This is a genomic window from bacterium (assembly GCA_022616075.1).
Lineage (GTDB): Bacteria > Acidobacteriota > HRBIN11 > JAKEFK01 > JAKEFK01 > JAKEFK01.
The window spans coordinates 22,100-38,092 of record JAKEFK010000073.1 but is presented as its reverse complement, the minus strand read 5'-3'; the positions used below and the strand labels follow the sequence as shown (position 1 = coordinate 38,092).

General features: G+C 48.7%; 11 protein-coding genes. 2 read left to right on the top strand and 9 right to left on the bottom strand.

Annotated features, from left to right (window positions below; all coding sequences use genetic code 11):
* From L0156_06575 to L0156_06555, 5 genes are all read right to left on the bottom strand, one after another.
* Positions 1-2,558 (bottom strand): valine--tRNA ligase (locus L0156_06575; GenBank protein ID MCI0602662.1); only part of this gene is annotated, 2,558 nt, incomplete at its 3' end.
* Positions 2,559-2,639: 81 nt separating this feature from the next.
* Positions 2,640-4,100 (bottom strand): response regulator, encoded by a 1,461-nt coding sequence (locus L0156_06570; protein MCI0602661.1) that lies wholly within the window; start codon positions 4,098-4,100, stop codon positions 2,640-2,642.
* 169 nt (positions 4,101-4,269) lie between these two features.
* Positions 4,270-5,640, bottom strand: a complete 1,371-nt coding sequence (locus L0156_06565; GenBank protein ID MCI0602660.1) for a sigma-54 dependent transcriptional regulator — start codon at positions 5,638-5,640, stop codon at positions 4,270-4,272.
* Positions 5,609-8,512 carry an ATP-binding protein gene (locus tag L0156_06560; protein ID MCI0602659.1) on the bottom strand — a complete coding sequence of 968 codons (2,904 nt, stop codon included), beginning with the start codon at positions 8,510-8,512 and terminating at the stop codon, positions 5,609-5,611. Before L0156_06560 ends, L0156_06565 begins: the two co-directional genes overlap by 32 nt.
* Before the next feature lie 230 nt (positions 8,513-8,742).
* The gene (locus L0156_06555; protein ID MCI0602658.1) at positions 8,743-10,500 is read right to left on the bottom strand and encodes a TonB-dependent receptor; all 1,758 of its coding nucleotides are present in this window, start codon (positions 10,498-10,500) and stop codon (positions 8,743-8,745) included.
* A 48-nt stretch (positions 10,501-10,548) separates the two neighbouring features.
* Here L0156_06555 and L0156_06550 point away from each other — a divergent pair, with 48 nt between their 5' ends.
* The gene (locus L0156_06550; protein MCI0602657.1) at positions 10,549-11,193 is read left to right on the top strand and encodes a TIGR04282 family arsenosugar biosynthesis glycosyltransferase; all 645 of its coding nucleotides are present in this window, start codon (positions 10,549-10,551) and stop codon (positions 11,191-11,193) included.
* Here the strand turns inward: L0156_06550 and L0156_06545 are convergent.
* From L0156_06545 to L0156_06535, 3 genes are all read right to left on the bottom strand, one after another.
* Complete coding sequence (locus L0156_06545) at positions 11,169-12,140, bottom strand: dipeptide ABC transporter ATP-binding protein (protein ID MCI0602656.1); 972 nt, start codon at positions 12,138-12,140, stop codon at positions 11,169-11,171. The two genes, L0156_06550 and L0156_06545, sit on opposite strands and share 25 nt — an antisense overlap.
* A gap of 75 nt (positions 12,141-12,215) precedes the next feature.
* Positions 12,216-13,184 carry an ABC transporter ATP-binding protein gene (locus L0156_06540; GenBank protein ID MCI0602655.1) on the bottom strand — a complete coding sequence of 323 codons (969 nt, stop codon included), beginning with the start codon at positions 13,182-13,184 and terminating at the stop codon, positions 12,216-12,218.
* On the bottom strand, positions 13,184-14,767 hold the full coding sequence (locus L0156_06535) for a methylmalonyl-CoA mutase family protein (protein ID MCI0602654.1): 1,584 nt from the start codon (positions 14,765-14,767) through the stop codon (positions 13,184-13,186). Before L0156_06535 ends, L0156_06540 begins: the two co-directional genes overlap by 1 nt.
* A 78-nt stretch (positions 14,768-14,845) precedes the next feature.
* On the opposite strand from L0156_06535, the gene L0156_06530 reads away from it, so the two are divergent.
* Entirely contained in the window at positions 14,846-15,073 is a 228-nt protein-coding gene (locus L0156_06530) for a dodecin family protein (protein MCI0602653.1), read from the top strand.
* On the opposite strand, the gene L0156_06525 is transcribed toward L0156_06530, so the two are convergent.
* Complete coding sequence (locus L0156_06525) at positions 15,027-15,929, bottom strand: YihY/virulence factor BrkB family protein (protein ID MCI0602652.1); 903 nt, start codon at positions 15,927-15,929, stop codon at positions 15,027-15,029. The two genes, L0156_06530 and L0156_06525, sit on opposite strands and share 47 nt — an antisense overlap.
* Between the last annotated feature and the right edge of the window lie 64 nt (positions 15,930-15,993).

The following is a 15,993-nucleotide window of genomic DNA, read 5'->3' as shown; positions in this document are numbered from 1 at the left end:
TGTTCTTCCACCACCGGAGCCGGCGCATTGCTCAGGAATTTCTCATTTGATAGTTTCTTCTCCACCACTGAAAGATCCGCAAGGATCTGTCTCAGTTCCTTTTGCAAACGATCTTTCTCGTTTTGTAGGTTGAGAACACCTGCGAGATCGATTCCTATTTCCGCATCCTTCAGGACGCCTCGAGCCAGCTGTTTGTCCTGCGGAAAATCAGACACAAACTCCAAGCGTTCGCAACGCGTGAGTAACCGAACTTCCTTCTCTTGAGATTCAACCAGATTCTGGAGCGATCCTCCTTTCACAAACACGTGAATTTTTTTCGATGGCTCGATGTTCATTTCAGTCCGCACCTGTCTGATCTTCCCGATGAACTCCATCAATAGAGCAAACTGGTCTTCCGAGTCGATACTGATATATTTCTCATCTCTCTGCGGATATTTTGCAATCATCAAGGCCTTACTCGATCGTGCTCGCTCTGGGATCTGCTGGTATAGATATTCAGTAACGAACGGAACGAATGGATGGAGCAGCTTCAAAACATCGGAAACTCTCTCAAGCAACAACCCTTTCTTTCCGGAGGCTCGCCTGGTATCACCGCTTAAATGAGGTTTGATCCATTCGATGTACCAGTCGCAGAACTCGTGCCACAAAAACTGGTACGCAGCGTTGGCAGCCAGATCAAAACGATATTCACTCAAACAAGAATTTATCTCTCCAGCGACTCTGTGGAATCGTGACGTGATCCACCGGTCTCCCAGATCCCAGGAAGAGACCGGCAAAGGAGTGAGGTCGTCGTTCTCATTGACTTTCAAAAGAGCAAAACGGACTGAATTCCATAATTTGTTCAGAAAAGCTTTATAGCCCTGGACTCTCTTTGTGGAAAGCGGAATGTCAGGTCCGGGAACAGCAAGAACCGCCAGTGCGAATCGCATCGCGTCTGTTCCATATTCATCAATGACTTCCATGGGATCGATCACATTTCCGCGGCTCTTGCTCATTTTCTGTCCGTGTTCGTCCCGAACGAGACCGTGGATATACGTTTCACGAAAAGGGACCTTACCGGTAAACTTCAAACCCAACATGATCATTCGGGCGACCCAGAAGAAAATGATGTCGAAACCGGTAATTAATAAATTAGTAGGATAGTAGTAGTTTAGCTCCGGGGTTTGATCCGGCCATCCGAAGACAGAAAAGGGCCAGAGGCCGGAGGAGAACCACGTGTCGAGCACATCTGTTTCCTGACGAATATTTGCGGATCCGCAATGCGCGCATTTTTGCGGCGTATCCACTTCCGAGGTCATGCGGCTGCATTGTTCACAATTCCAAACCGGGATGCGGTGGCCCCACCAGAGCTGCCTGCTAATGCACCAGTCATGAATGTTGCGCATCCATTCAAAATAAACGCGGGTCCAGCTTTCCGGATAAAAACGAATTTCTCCTTTCTCCACCGCTTCGATTGCGGGAGCAGCCAGCGATGCGATTTTCACAAACCACTGAGCGGAGAGAAGCGGCTCCACGATCGTTTTGCACCGGTCGCATTTCCCGAGCGCGTAAATGTGTTTTTCCTGACGTACAAGCAATCCGGCGGAAGTCAAATCTTCGATCACGCGTTTGCGCGCCTCAAAACGGTCGAGCCCCGCATAGGGTCCGGCAGGAGGAAGCATCTTGCCGTCTCCATCGATCACAAGTAAAGCCGGAATGTTGTTCCGCTGCGCCGCAAGAAAATCATTGGGATCGTGAGCCGGAGTGATTTTCACAGCGCCTGTTCCAAACTCACGGTTTACAAAGGAATCAGCAATCACAGGGATCGGCCTGTTCAGTAAGGGTTGAATTGCAGTTTTTCCAACAAGGTGCCGGTATCTTTCATCCTCGGGATGCACCGCGATAGCGGTGTCCCCCAGCATCGTTTCGGGCCGCGTCGTTGCGACCGTGATGAACTCCTTCTCTCCCTGAATCGGATAGCGCACATAATGAAGTTGCCCTTCGGTTTGTTCGTGCCGCACTTCCAGATCGGAAAGCGCAGTCTTGCAGCGAGGACACCAGTTAACAACGTACTCGCCTTTATAAATCAGACCCTCGCGGAACAATTGAACGAAGGCCGTGCGCACCGCGCGAGATAATCCTTCGTCAAGCGTGAAGCGTTCCCTGGACCAATCGACTGAGGCCCCGAGTTTTTGAAGCCTTTGCGTAATCAGTCCGTGGCTATACTCTTTCCATTGCCACGCCCTCTGTTCAAAAGCCTCCCTGCCAATCTCAAAACGGCTAATTTTTTCTTTGGCGAGTTCCCTTTCCACCACCATCTGAGTGCCAATTCCAGCGTGATCCGTGCCCGGGACCCAGAGAGCGTTCTTTCCAAGCATTCGCTGCCAGCGAACAATCACATCTTGAAGGGTTAAATCCAGAGCATGACCAACGTGGAGAGATCCAGTAACGTTCGGAGGAGGTATCACAATCGAAAAACGAGATCTGGAGGGGTCTACCTCACTGCGAAAATAATTTCCTCGTAACCATAATTGATACTGTTCGTCTTCAATAAGCTTCGGATCGTACGTTTTTTCCATAAAATTACCCTTAAGACTTTTGGCTTGGTGGGACGCGACTCGATCGACGCGAAGGCACGAAGACGCGCAAACGCGTCGACGCTATTCTTCCCCCGCGTGAAGTTTCTCCAGCTCGCGCCGGATCATTTTCTCCGCCAGATCCGGTACAACTTGCCAGACAATCTCAGAAACGACGCGTTCAGACAATTTGTTCAACACTCTTTCTGCGATACGATCGATGAGTTCGTCTGTTATCTGTGCGTTCGCTGCCGGAGCCGCCTTTAACTGTGGTTCTTCTACTCCCGGTGCTATCGATTCCGGCTTTTCCTGCAGAGCCTCTGCAATATCCGGTTGAAGCTCTTCAACATCTTCAACCGGCGAAATGCGCACCACTTCTGATTCGAACAACTCTTCGACTGGCTGCGCCTTATTCGCTTTTATAGACAGGCCGGGCCATGTGTCGTCAAAACCTTCCACTTCCGTCGGGACCGGCTGTTCAGGTTCCGCCATCGCCAGCGGTTCGACAAGTGTCGCCGACTCCTGAATCTCCAACGGAGCTTCCACTTCCTGTATTGGTTCAGGAGGCGCTGTATGCAGCTCAGGCATTCCAAAAGGAGAATCTTCTTCTGAAACCGATGGAGAACCCCATTGCATCTCGGGTTGTGGTTCCTGAAAAACATCATCGAATGGTTCTTCTGAATCCGGCAATATTAATGGAATGGATCCTTCCGATTCCGATTCCAGTGCCGCGGAAACTTCCAGCACAGGACCTGACGTGTACTCAAATTCCTGTTCTTCGCGTCCTGAAAAAGGAATCTCTGCGCCTGTGATAGTCTCCTTTTCTTCAGACGCACCAAAAAGATTCTTCTCCTCTTCTTCTTCCTCAGCGCCTAGTTCCACTGCAGGAAAGCCTTCTTCACCAAAAACCACTTCGCCAACCGGTTTAACAGAATCAATATCCACATCAGGTCTTGAAGTCTTTTGTGGCGTCTCCTCTTCGGAAGGTTCAGGCGAAAAACCCGATCCGAAGGGACCACCTGGAAGCATCATTGTTTTTTCATTGTCATCGGGAGGCTGATACTCGGGTTCCGTGTCAAATAAATTGATTCCGCCACTTTCCGGTTCCTCGTTAAATACAGACGTTGAAGGACGACTTTCAGGAGCGGCTCCGGCAAGGTAGTGCTTCACTTTGCTGATCAGCAACTGCGGATCAAAGGGCTTGGAAAGAAAATCGTTTGCCTCAACTTGTTTGACCCGCTCTTCCACCTGGTGTGCCCGTTCTTCATCCATGGTTTCATAGATTCCAGCGAGCAGAATCACAGGGATGCGCGAACAATCACTGAATCGCGAATCCTTCCGGACGGTGGAACAGATGTCATAGCCGTTTTTCAATGGCAAACTGATGTCAGCCAGAATGAGGTCGGGATGGACCTGGAGAATTGCATCGAGCGCAGCTTCGCCATCACTGACGGTATGAATGTTGAAATTGTCGTCAGCAAATGTGAGCTGAACAATCTTCTGGATTGTTGAGCTTTTATCGGCCAGTAAAATCGTGTTCCCCATCCGAGGGACCTCCTAAGGAATCCAATGTGTATTGTACGGTAAATTCAACCTTTGCTTCAAGCACAAGTATAACCGCCAAGACAATGGCGTCGACTCGTCGCGCGTCTCCGGGTCTACGCGGAGGCGCGAAGACTCGCTACGCAAAGACGCTCGCGCCTTGGCGGTTCATTTATACCGGCGACTTGATGTTGTAGCGTTTGATCATCTCATTGAGGGTGGTCGGTTTGATCCGAAGCATGCGCGCTGCCTCCTTTTGCACACCCGCCGCTTTTTGCAGTGCGTCCAGTATCAAAAGTTTCCGGTATTGATCGACTTTGTCCTTAAAAGGAAGATTTGTGTCCGCGATCATATAAGGTTTGGATTTGTTCCAGATGTTTTCGGGAAGCAGGTCGACTGTGATCGTTTCCCCCCGGCAAAGCACCACAGCCCGCTCAATGACATTCTCGAGTTCCCGCACGTTTCCCGGCCAATGATAATCCATGAGCGCATTCAGGGCCTGCGGTGTGAGATGCAGCGAAGGTTTGTCGTTTTCCCTGCAGTATTTCTGAATAAAATAGTCGGCAAGAAGTGGAATATCATCCATCCTCTCCCGAAGCGCAGGAAGCTGAATACTGATTACGTTGAGGCGGTAGTACAGATCTTCGCGGAACTTTCCATCTTTGACCAGAGTGTAGAGTTCGCTGTTTGTTGCCGCAATGATCCGAACATCCACATGAACGGTTTCGACACCGCCGACCCGCATGAACTCTTTCTCCTGAATGACGCGCAAGAGTTTCGATTGGGTGTCCAGATGAATGTTTCCAATTTCGTCCAAAAAGATGCTTCCACCATCAGCCACTTCAAACAACCCTTTCTTGCTTGCGATCGCTCCCGTAAAAGAGCCCTTCATGTGACCGAATAAATTACTTTCCAGCAAATCCGGCGGCAGGCTTCCGGAATTCACAACAACAAATGGTTTACCGGCACGCGGTGAATGATAGTGAATCGCTTTTGCAATCAGCTCCTTTCCTGTTCCGCTTTCGCCTGTTATCAGAATCGTGCTCCGGCTTGGAGCAACTTGAGAAACGAGATCGAAGACTTTTCGCATCTGTTCGCTGTGCCCGACAATATTTTCAAAACCGTAAATGCCCTTCAGCTGCGATTTAAGATTCTTGTTCTCGCGCAATAAAGTGCGCTGCTCAATCGCCTTCTGAATGGACAGCATCACCTCGTCATTTTTGAAAGGTTTGGTTATGTAGTCGAAAGCGCCTTGCTTCATGCATTCAATCGCGTTTTCCAGCGAAGCATAGGCGGTAACCATGATGACAGGAATATCAGAATCCATTTTGCGGAGTTCGTTCAATGTGGCAAGGCCGCCGATGCCATTCATCATGACATCCAGAATGACGGCGTCGAATTCCCTTTCCCGAATGAGCCTTAAACCTTCTTCCCCCGAAATGCAAAGCTCAGCCTGGTAACCTTCTGATCTGAGGAGTCGATGAAAAACTTCACGTACGACTTCTTCATCATCAATCACCAGTATACGCTCTTGTCTGCTCATGGACTTCCCTCTTTACTTTTGGTAAGCGGATCTGGAAATGAGTTCCTTTCTTCTCTTCAGAAAACACATCAATGCTGCCCCGATGCTCCTGAAGGATTGTATAAGTGATCGCCAAACCCAATCCGGTGCCTTTTGGGCCGGTTCCTTTCTTTGTAGTAAAAAACGGCTCGTAGATCCGTTTTAAATCTCTTTCAGGAATTCCTTCACCCGTATCCACAATGTTGATGATCACGTAGTCTCCTTCCGTTTCCGTTCGAGCAAGAAGTCGACCACCCTTCTGCATCGCCTCTTTAGCGTTCAACAGGAGGTTTGTGAACACTTGTTGCAGCTTACCTTCATTTCCGAGAATCACAGGATTCGACGGATCCCACTCTTCCACAACCTCGATGGGAAAATCCTTAAAGTGAGGTTTGAGCAAGACGAGAGTTTCGTGGAGTAACGTATTGATATCTATTTGCATGAAAGGCTGCGGCTGCTGACGCGAAAGATCCAGAAGCGTATTAATGATCTTGGACGCACGGAAAGTCTGCTGCTCGATCTTTTGAAGAATATCGAGAGTTTCCGTGTCCTTCGTCAGCTGTTGGTGCAGCATTTGCGTATAACTGGAAATCCCTGTGAGCGGCGTATTGACTTCATGAGCAACACCGGCCGCCAATAATCCAAGCGCGGACAGCTTTTCGGACTGTGTAAGCTGCTCTTCGAGTTTGGCCTGATGCGTGACATCATCAAGAATCAGAATGGTCCCATATTCCACATCCGATTCGTTGATTAACGGCACGAAAGAGAGATTCAAAACAATCTCTTTATGTTGAAAATTCTCTACCAGAGTTTTATAAAACCGGGCTCCTTCTAATTTCTTCCGCGGAGCTTTCAGATTGTAATTTTGAAACCGAACCACAATTTCCGACGGAAAAAGTTCTTCCAGCGAACGCCCGAGGACCATCACGCGGTTTAGACCGAGCATCGATTCGACCCAGTGATTGCAGGCAACCACTTTTCCCTTTTCGTCGAGCGTGAGGATTCCCAGATTGAGGCTGAGCAAAATGTTTTCATTAAAATTCTTCAAACGTTCAAGCTCATCCGCTTTGTTCTTTAGACTGAAAAACAGATGGTGGTTTTCAATCACAATCGCGAGCTGATTCGCAAGCGTGAGCAGCAAGTCCAGATCTTCGCTCGAGAGGTAATCCCCTTTTTCCCGTTTCGTCAAACCGAGAATAGCGACGATATTCTGCTGAAACTTGCAGGGAATGAAGTAATTAAAATTAAGGTCGCGAAGCAACTCTTCATCATCCAGAAGCTCATCTTCAATAGAATGGAGGGAATCAACGAACAAGGAATGTTCCTTTGACAGGCGTGTAAGAAGAGCGATTCCGGGATGAACCCGTTTCTCCCTGTCCAGGAAGCACTCAAAAGTGTTCAGGCCCACTTTCAACAAAATATCAGCACGGTCCACTTTGAATGTAGATCTGATGTGGCTGAGAGTTGCTCCCACCATTTGTTCGAGATCCAGTGAGGAAGTAATTTCCCGGCTGAATCGGACAAGGGTCCTGCGATAATCGTAACTGTCACGATAGTAGAAGCGATCCACCCATGCGCGCACGCGGTCCCGCAAGGGTTGAAAAAGAAGCGCAGCCAGCAGCGTCGTAAGGGATGCAATCGCGGTGATATTGGCTCTGGAAGCTTCCGGCAAAATCCAACGCAGCAAGGAAACCGTCAGAAGGAGATACATAACGAAAAGCAGCATCGTGGTGACGGTATAAATCATTCCGCGCTTGATCAGGATGTCTACATCCATCAGACGATAGCGCAAAAGCGCATAGGCAAGAGACAGGGGAATTAGAATCTGAGTCATCAGGGCAAATTCGAGCGCCTGTTGCGGGATTCGAACGCCGAGAGAAACAAGCCACAAGAAACAAAACGGACCAAAGCCAGCAAGAATTCCAGCGAGCACCATCTTCAGCTGCTTTTTGTGGATCACATCCTCCGCTCTTGCGTACGACAAGAATAGTACGATCACGCCGATGAACAGACCCACAAAGAGATAGGAAATTTCGATGTTTTCAAAGGCCAGATAGCCTTCCACCGTGGCGATGAATGTCGTCTGAGGCCACAGATAGTAAGCAAGCGTGAAAGCCAGCTTGGCGGCGAACAGTATTAGGGAGGGAACATACAGAAAAACGGCTTTATCGCGCGGGATCCAGCCGCGCTTCTCAGGAAAATAAAGGGCGAAATGCAGGAATACAGGCGCAAGCGACAGCAGGAAGATCTCATCCGCCCAGTAAAAAATCCAATCCAGAGTATCCAGCCTGCCTGTATTTGAAAATGCATAGGTCCCAAAGAATGCAAGACAAAGAAAATAGAAATGGAGCGCAAAAGAACGGCTCCTGCTCTTCAGGAAGGCAAAGACTCCAATGCCGAGAATGACAAAACCGACAAACGCGAGATAGAAGTAAAAACGGCTGGACTTACTGTCTGGTATGACCAGCTTTACGAACGTTCCACCATCACGGGTGATCTCATACTGAAACGGACGGGATCCGGTTTGCGGATCATTGATAATCTTCCCGACGTCCTGAGCCAGGATGACCGGCTGAAAATTAATCGAAAGAAGAACATCCCCCGCCGCGAGACCGGACCGGAAACCTGCAGAACCAGGGTAGATTTCATCGGCAACCAGACGCCCACCTGAAAAAACCCAGCGAACTCCGTCAGTTTTGATGTCCGAATGCCACTGGGAAATGACGTTTGCGGTACCCAACGCAGCCATGGTTAGCGTAAACAAAAGTACGATAACCTTCACGCTTTTCCGATGCTGCTCCAATACCGGTACCAAAGACATTTCCTCTTGAAAACGGTCAAGAGCAAATTGCATACCAGCCAATACGGAATTTCCAATTCAAAATAAACTATGTATCTCCAATAGTTTAGCTTCTTATACAGGATCCGGCAAGAGTTGTAGATTCAAATTATTGGATGGAGACTGAAAAACATTCGAATTCTTGAAACTTCGACGCTGATAATATACCGCCAAGACGCCATGTCGCCAAGAAGATCAAATACAATTTTTTACTTGGCGTTCTTGGCGTCCTGGCGGTTAAATTATTAGAACTTGAGGAGTAGGCCGCCTGCGACAATGCGGGGAATGTTGTAAAGTAGGGCTCGCTGAAAATCGGCGTTGCCGGTAGCATCGGGATTCTGATCAAGCAGATTCTTCACAGCCAGCATGATCTGCAGCTCAGTTTGTGAGAAAAACTGAACGGGGATCTCCTGATGCACTTCCACATCGATTGCAGTGAGCGGGATCCTATGTTCGGCGCTGCCAAATACGACAGGTGTACCAGAACTCCACTTCCAATCAGCATGGACTTGGGTTCGGGTCAATGGGATTTTTGCAAGAATGCCTGCCTGCAGGTCGTGAAAATCTTGGAGCGAATCACCCTCTTTGAAATAGAGTTTCCGCTGATCAAAGGTGTTCTTTTCTATGATGGAAAACGGGACGGAAAGATTCATCCTGTAAGTTGCAACAGCTGTCAGAACCGGATTGATCCGTTTCGTAACCTGGAACTGAATGCCACGGCTTTGCAGGTCCGCCGAATTCAAAATGACAAACGGTCTTTGCGCGCTGATTCGTTCGGAAGCGAACGTATTTGCGATATCTACGGTGGCAATCTTGTTCGAGATATCTTCCTGATGATATCCAATGGCAAAGTGAAAATCCTCACCTGAAAAATCAATTCCTGCCTCATAGCCGTTTGTTGTCTCTCTGTTGAGATCTTCCGAATAAGGAACGAAGGCAACGTTGTGAATGTACGGATGAACATCGCCAGGCTGCAAATAATAGTTTCCCGGCGCCGATTGATTCCGATAGTAGACACCGCGAAACCCAAACTCCGGTGCTGCGTGAAACGTCACTTCAACCCTGGGAGAGTAGCTCATTGGGCTATCAAGATAGCCGTAATAATCAATTCGCGTGCCATAGTCCAGTGTCACTCTTGAGAATGGCTTCCACTGATCGTGCAAATCCGCGGACGCAATCCAGAGTTTCGATTCATCCTCCAGTTCCGGCAGATCAGAAGACTGAATGAAGCGTCTCAACAATTGCCGATCCAGAAGTTCCGGATTGCGCACGAAAATCAGATCATTTGCGGAAACGGTCGCGCCCACACGATGACCAAACAGCAAATATTCGACATCTCCGGATGCCATGTAGCTGTTGATCGATCCGTCAATGATGTTTCCATTGAACGACCATGCCCCATCCCCTTCGAGTCCTCCGTGCACCGCGAATTGAGTCATTTGATGACTTGTATTCGCGCCGGCAAGATTAGGAGCGAGGCTGACGTAAGAAACTTCACCCCGAATATTATTTTGTTCTTTAAAATTTCTGAGTGCGGTCAAAAATCCGTCCGGTACGTCTTGCGTATCACCCGTGACATCCTGACGTAGCGGGTTTCTTCCGGCCACGCGGATGGTCCATTTGAACTTATCCCAGGCATCATGATCCTTTAGGTCCTCCTCGCTCATTAAAGAACGAAGATCAATGAACGTCGGAGCTTCTGAAACAACCTGAACTCGTTTCAACATTCCGACCAGCGCTGGCATATCAACGCTAACCAGATAGAGTCCTGGCAGCAGATTATTAAATACGAATTTTCCTTCACGATCAGTGGAAACTTTGTTCAACTCATTCAAAAAGTAGGAATCGAGCAACCGTACAGTCACGCCTGTAACAGGTTTCTGAGCAGCGCCGACCAGACTGCCGATTATGCTGGATTTTTCTTCTATGTCAGCACTAGAATAGGCAGGAACCAGCGCAAGGAAAGCAAGCAGAAGTAGGATTCTAAAGTCGCTCTCTTTCATTGGATCTTTCGCTAAGTTAACGTTAATTATAGGTGGGGCAGGAATTCAGTGTCAAGCAACAGGGTTGTAATCTTCAGTAAATCAGCCGACCTGGACATGGTTAAGACACGCATGCGTCCTGTTTTAACGTCCGAACAAAGCCTCAGCCTTCATGTCGCGCTACTGCAAGACACCATCGATAAGGTACGAAATCTAGCGACTGTTTTATACCTGAGTGGATCCGGCTCTCTTCCCTTTAATCCAGAATTAGAAATAAAAATGCAGACCGGCAGAGATCTGGGGGAAAGAATGCTGCATGCATTCACGGAAGAATTCAAGCGATTTGCAAAAATTGTAATCATAGGGATCGATTCTCCTACAGTTCCAGTGGGCGTAATTTCCAGGACTTTTGAAGCGCTCGAAAATCATGACATTGTTTTGGGACCTTGTGAAGACGGCGGCTATTATCTAATCGGTTTAAAAAAACTGATCCCCGAAGTATTTCTTGGAATTCGATGGGGAACTTCAGATGTCCTGAAACAAACTCTCCAGAAAATTCCGGACCTGCGCCACTTTCTACTCGATACTTATTTTGACGTTGATCTGCCAACGGACCTGACACGATTGCGTGGCGAGCTTGAACGACAAAACGGGATGAGCTTGATGAATCTCCGCGATTGGATGACCGGCTACTTCGGCGCTTCAGCAAGATGACATGCCGCCCAGTGATCCGGCGTAATTTGCCGGAGCTGAGGCTCTTCGCTCTTGCATTGCTCCACGGCCACAGGACACCTGGGATGAAAACGACATCCGGCCGGCACATCCACGGGGCTCGGCACTTCACCTTTCAGGATTTCCTTTTTGCGGCGCGCATTCGGATCGGGAACCGGAACTGAATTTAAAAGCATTCGCGTGTACGGATGATACGGTTGTTGAAAAACAGCGGTGCTGGAAGCAAGCTCCACTATTTTCCCAAGATACATGACTGCGATCCGGTCCGAAAAATGCTGAACCACACTCAGGTCATGCGCGATGAACAAAAAAGTCAGGCGCAATTTTTCCTGCAGTTCCTTTAACAGATTGATGATTTGCGCTTGCACAGAAACATCGAGGGCCGATACCGGCTCATCGGCGACAATCAACTCAGGATGAAGCGCAAGTGCGCGTGCAATTCCAATTCTTTGTCTTTGCCCTCCGCTAAATTCGTGCGGATAGCGTTTCCTGTATTCGGGATCCAATCCCACCATCTTCATGAGCTCCACGACCTGCTCCAGTCGTCCGGGTTTGGTTCCAATCTTGTGGATCACCAGAGGCTCTTCAATGATTCTCTTCACAGACATCCTCGGATTCAAAGATCCATACGGGTCTTGAAAAATCATTTGTAAGCGACGGCGCGTCCTGCGCATTTCTTCTTGGGGCAGCTTGATAATATTCTGGCCGTCAAAAAAAATTTCACCGGAAGTGGGTTCGATTAATCGCACCACACAACGCGCGAGCGTAGTTTTTCCGCAACCTGATTCACCGACAAGACCGAATGTTTCCCCTTGCTTCACTTCAAAGGAAACGCCGTCCACTGCCTTGAGAATTCCGGAAACGCGAGAAAACAAACCGCGCTTCAGCGAGTAATGTTTGACCAGGTTTCGAATTTCAAGCAGGTTCATAAAACAGTGATGAGTCATGGGTCATGAGCAATGAGACCAGCTAATGAATACTCGGCACTCATGACTCATTGCTCATTACTTTACCGCGTAGCAGGCAACCCGGTGTTCGGGATTTAACCAGATTTCGGAAGGAAACGTTGTTCTGCAAATATCCATTCTGGATTTACATCGATCATAAAATGAGCATCCGGGAGGTAAATGAAGTAGATCCGGAACGGCGCCGTCTATCGTTTTCAGTCGTTTTGCTTTTTCTCCAGCCAGAACTAATCGGGGAATCGAATCCAGCAATCCAACTGTGTAGGGATGTCCCGGATTTTCAAAAAGTTCGCGGACGGGCGCTTCTTCCACGATCTTGCCCGCGTACATAACGATCACACGATCAGCGACTTCAGCAACAACTCCCAGCGCGTGAGTGATCAGCAGAATCGACAGTCCAAATTCAGCGCGCAAGGATTGCAACAAATCCAGGATTTGAGCTTGAATCGTTACATCCAACGCAGTCGTGGGTTCGTCCGCAATCAGTAGTGCCGGCCGGCATGCGATCGCCATCGCAATCATGACCCGTTGCCTCATTCCACCACTCAGCTGATGGGGATACTGGTCTACTCGCTTTTCGGCATCGGGAATTTTTACAGCGCGCAACAACTCGACCGCGGCCGAACGCGCATCCTTCCTTTTGTACCCTTTGTGAATGATCAAAGTCTCGCCCACTTGATAGCCGACAGAAAGAACCGGATTCAAGGAGGTCATTGGCTCCTGGAAAATCATGGAAATTTTCCTGCCGCGAATCTGTTGCATTTCCTTTTCTGGGAGTTTTAGCAGGTTGGATCCTTCAAAAAGGACATCTCCATCGATGATTTTTCCGGGTGGTGAAATCAGGCGAAGAATGCTCAGCGCGGTAACACTTTTTCCACAACCGGATTCCCCTACGAGTCCCAGTATTTCGCCGGGCTTGATGGTAAAAGAGATGTTTTCCACCGCCGGCACGGGACCCTGATCGGTGAGAAAAACCGTTTTCAGCCCGTTGACTTGAAGCAAGCTCATCATAAAACCGCCGATTCCTTGTACTCTCCGAATTTTTTTCGAAGAAGGTCCGATACTTCGCCAAGCGTGGCGTATACGTTGAGCGCCTCCAATAATGGCTCCATGATATTGGCGCCCTCTGCTATTGCCTGTTCCAAATCTTTCATCGATGCGTCGAGCTTTTTCCGGTCCCGCTTTTTTCGTAGCTCTCGCAGCCTCTCGATTTGTTTTTGCTCCACCTGTGGATTGATGCTCAGGATTTCAGCAATCGGCTCCTCTTCCGCGCGGAAGGCGTTCACTCCGATCACAATCTCTTCCTTTTGTTCCTGGGCTTTTGCGCAACGGTAGGCGCTTTCTTGAATTTCTTTTTGAACGTAACCGATTTCGATCGCTTTCAGCATACCTCCCAGTTTCTCGATTTTTTCCAGATAAGCTCGGACCTCTTTTTCTATATCGTCTGTCATACGCTCGATGTAGTACGATCCTGCTAGTGGATCCACAGTATTGGTAACGCCTGATTCATTCGCGATAACCTGTTGCGTTCGAAGCGCCAGAAGAGCGGAGGCTTCCGTGGGGAGCGCAAGAGCTTCGTCCCAGGCATTCGTGTGAAGGGACTGAGTTCCCCCAAGAACGGCAGCGAGAGCCTGCAAGGTGACGCGCGCGATGTTGACCTGTGGTTGTTGCGCCGTCAAGCGGGACCCGGCTGTCTGCGCGTGAAACCGCATCTGACAGGACCGCTCCGACTTCGCCTGAAACTGCTCCTTCATCAGGCGCGCCCAGATTCTGCGCGCCGCCCGAAACTTGGCGATTTCTTCGAATAAATTGTTATCGGAGCTGAAAAAGAAGGAGAATCGCGGCGCAAAATCATCGATGAAGAGTCCCGCTTTCAAAGCCGCGCGCACATATGCCAATCCGTTTGCAATTGTGAACGCTACTTCTTGAACGGACGTGCTGCCTGCTTCACGAATGTGATAGCCGGAAATGCTGATCGTATTCCATTTCGGAACATTCTTCTGGCAATAGGACATGATATCGGTGACGAGTTTCATGGAAAAATCAGGCGGATAGATGTAGGTTCCGCGGGCAATGTACTCTTTTAAGATGTCATTTTGCACCGTGCCGGAAATTTCATTCAGCGAAATGCTGCGTCTCTTTGCGACGCAAACATAAAGGCCAAGCAGAATGTAGGCGGTCGAATTAATGGTCATGCTGGTGCTTACCTTGTCCAGAGGAATTCCTTGCAGCAGCCGTTCCATATCTTCGATGGAATCGATAGCAACACCCACTCTGCCGACCTCTCCCTGCGACAATTCATGATCCGAGTCGTACCCCATTTGCGTGGGCAAATCAAATGCGGTGCTCAATCCCATCTGCCCTTGCCGCAATAAATAATGAAAGCGGCGATTCGTGTCCTCTGCACTGCCAAAACCTGCATACTGGCGCATGGTCCACAATCGCTCACGGTACAACGAAGGCTGAATACCACGTGTATAAGGGTACCTGCCGGGATCGGCTAACTTTTCTCCATAATCCCAGTCTTTTAAGTCTTCAGGACTGTAATGGTTCTTGATTTCCTTGCGAAATGAAGTTTCAAACTTCTTCATAGGATTTAGTTTAACTTTTTCAGTCTAACATGGCGCAGGCGAGACGCCCGCGCTACTTTGTTAAAGTAAGGAGGAAAGATGGCAAAGAAAACGAACGAATCAAGAGATCGGGTATACAAAAGAATTGATCTGGTTGGTGTAAGCTCCAAAGGTTTTGAAGATGCAATTGAATCCGCAGTCAAAAGGGCCTCCGAGACTCTCACAGGTTTACGCTGGTTTGAAGTCACCGAAATGCGCGGGGCCATTCAAAATGACCAGGTTAATGAGTACCAGGTAGTCGTGACTGTGAGTTTTGAGGTGAAGTAGGAACAGGACGTTTCATGATTTTGCGGCGGTAAATCTCTGCGTTTACCTCGCCGCCTATCAGCAATGTCAGCGCAGTAAGATACATCCAGCCCATTAAAACGATGAAAACTCCAACTGTTCCGTACACCTTGTTATAGTAAGGAAAGTTGTGAAGATAAAGTCCGAAAAAGCTGGTAGAAATAAACCAAAGAGTGCAGAAAAATAGTGCGCCAGGCAAGACATCGTAGAGCCTTTCTTGAACATTGATGAGTCCCCAGTATAAAAGCGCAGCCAAAAGAGTTGTTCCAAGGAACGCCACCGGTAAACGCAGTACCCGAATCAACGTAGGAACCAGATCCGCGTACGGGAAATTCGTTTCAAGGAAACGCGCAATTTGCAATCCGAAAAGCAAAAGGACCATGACGAGCGCAATTCCGAGAGTTGCCATCCCTGCCATGTAAAGCGCAATTAACCGGACCTTCCACCCGGAACGAGTTTCCTTCACATGGTATGACCGTTCGAAGTTTTTCTTCAAAGTGAACATCAGCGTTGTCGTCGTCCAGACCATGGAAACCATTGCAAAAACCAGGATCCCGCCCTTCTCCAGAGCGGCCAGTTGCACAATCTGATTCCGGATCACCGTATAAAGCTCAAAAGGCAAAAAACTTCCAAGGAAATAGATGATGGAATTAAAGACTTGGGGATCGGTGCCCAGTATGCTCAAAACTGCGACGACCAACAACAATGAGTTGAAAAATGCGAACATCATTTGGAAAGCAATCTCGGCGGCCATGCCCAGACAATCATGTCTTCCGACAGCTCGTATGACGTGCAAGAGGAAGCTGAGGCTACTTCTGACAACTTTACTTCGCGCCATACCGAAAACTAAGTCTAAACCAGAACTGATGGGGCAAAAACTTGATGTTGCAAAAAACGGCCAC

Bases quoted from the DNA above. Each gene is read 5' to 3' on its own strand.
- L0156_06570 (MCI0602661.1), bottom strand. From the start codon at position 4,100: ATGGGGAACACGATTTTACTGGCCGATAAAAGCTCAACAATCCAGAAG.
- L0156_06540 (MCI0602655.1), bottom strand. From the start codon at position 13,184: ATGAGCTTGCTTCAAGTCAACGGGCTGAAAACGGTTTTTCTCACCGAT.
- L0156_06545 (MCI0602656.1), bottom strand. From the start codon at position 12,140: ATGAACCTGCTTGAAATTCGAAACCTGGTCAAACATTACTCGCTGAAG.
- L0156_06535 (MCI0602654.1), bottom strand. From the start codon at position 14,767: ATGAAGAAGTTTGAAACTTCATTTCGCAAGGAAATCAAGAACCATTAC.
- L0156_06525 (MCI0602652.1), bottom strand. From the start codon at position 15,929: ATGGCGCGAAGTAAAGTTGTCAGAAGTAGCCTCAGCTTCCTCTTGCAC.
- L0156_06555 (MCI0602658.1), bottom strand. From the start codon at position 10,500: ATGAAAGAGAGCGACTTTAGAATCCTACTTCTGCTTGCTTTCCTTGCG.
- L0156_06530 (MCI0602653.1), top strand. From the start codon at position 14,846: ATGGCAAAGAAAACGAACGAATCAAGAGATCGGGTATACAAAAGAATT.
- L0156_06560 (MCI0602659.1), bottom strand. From the start codon at position 8,512: ATGCAATTTGCTCTTGACCGTTTTCAAGAGGAAATGTCTTTGGTACCG.
- L0156_06565 (MCI0602660.1), bottom strand. From the start codon at position 5,640: ATGAGCAGACAAGAGCGTATACTGGTGATTGATGATGAAGAAGTCGTA.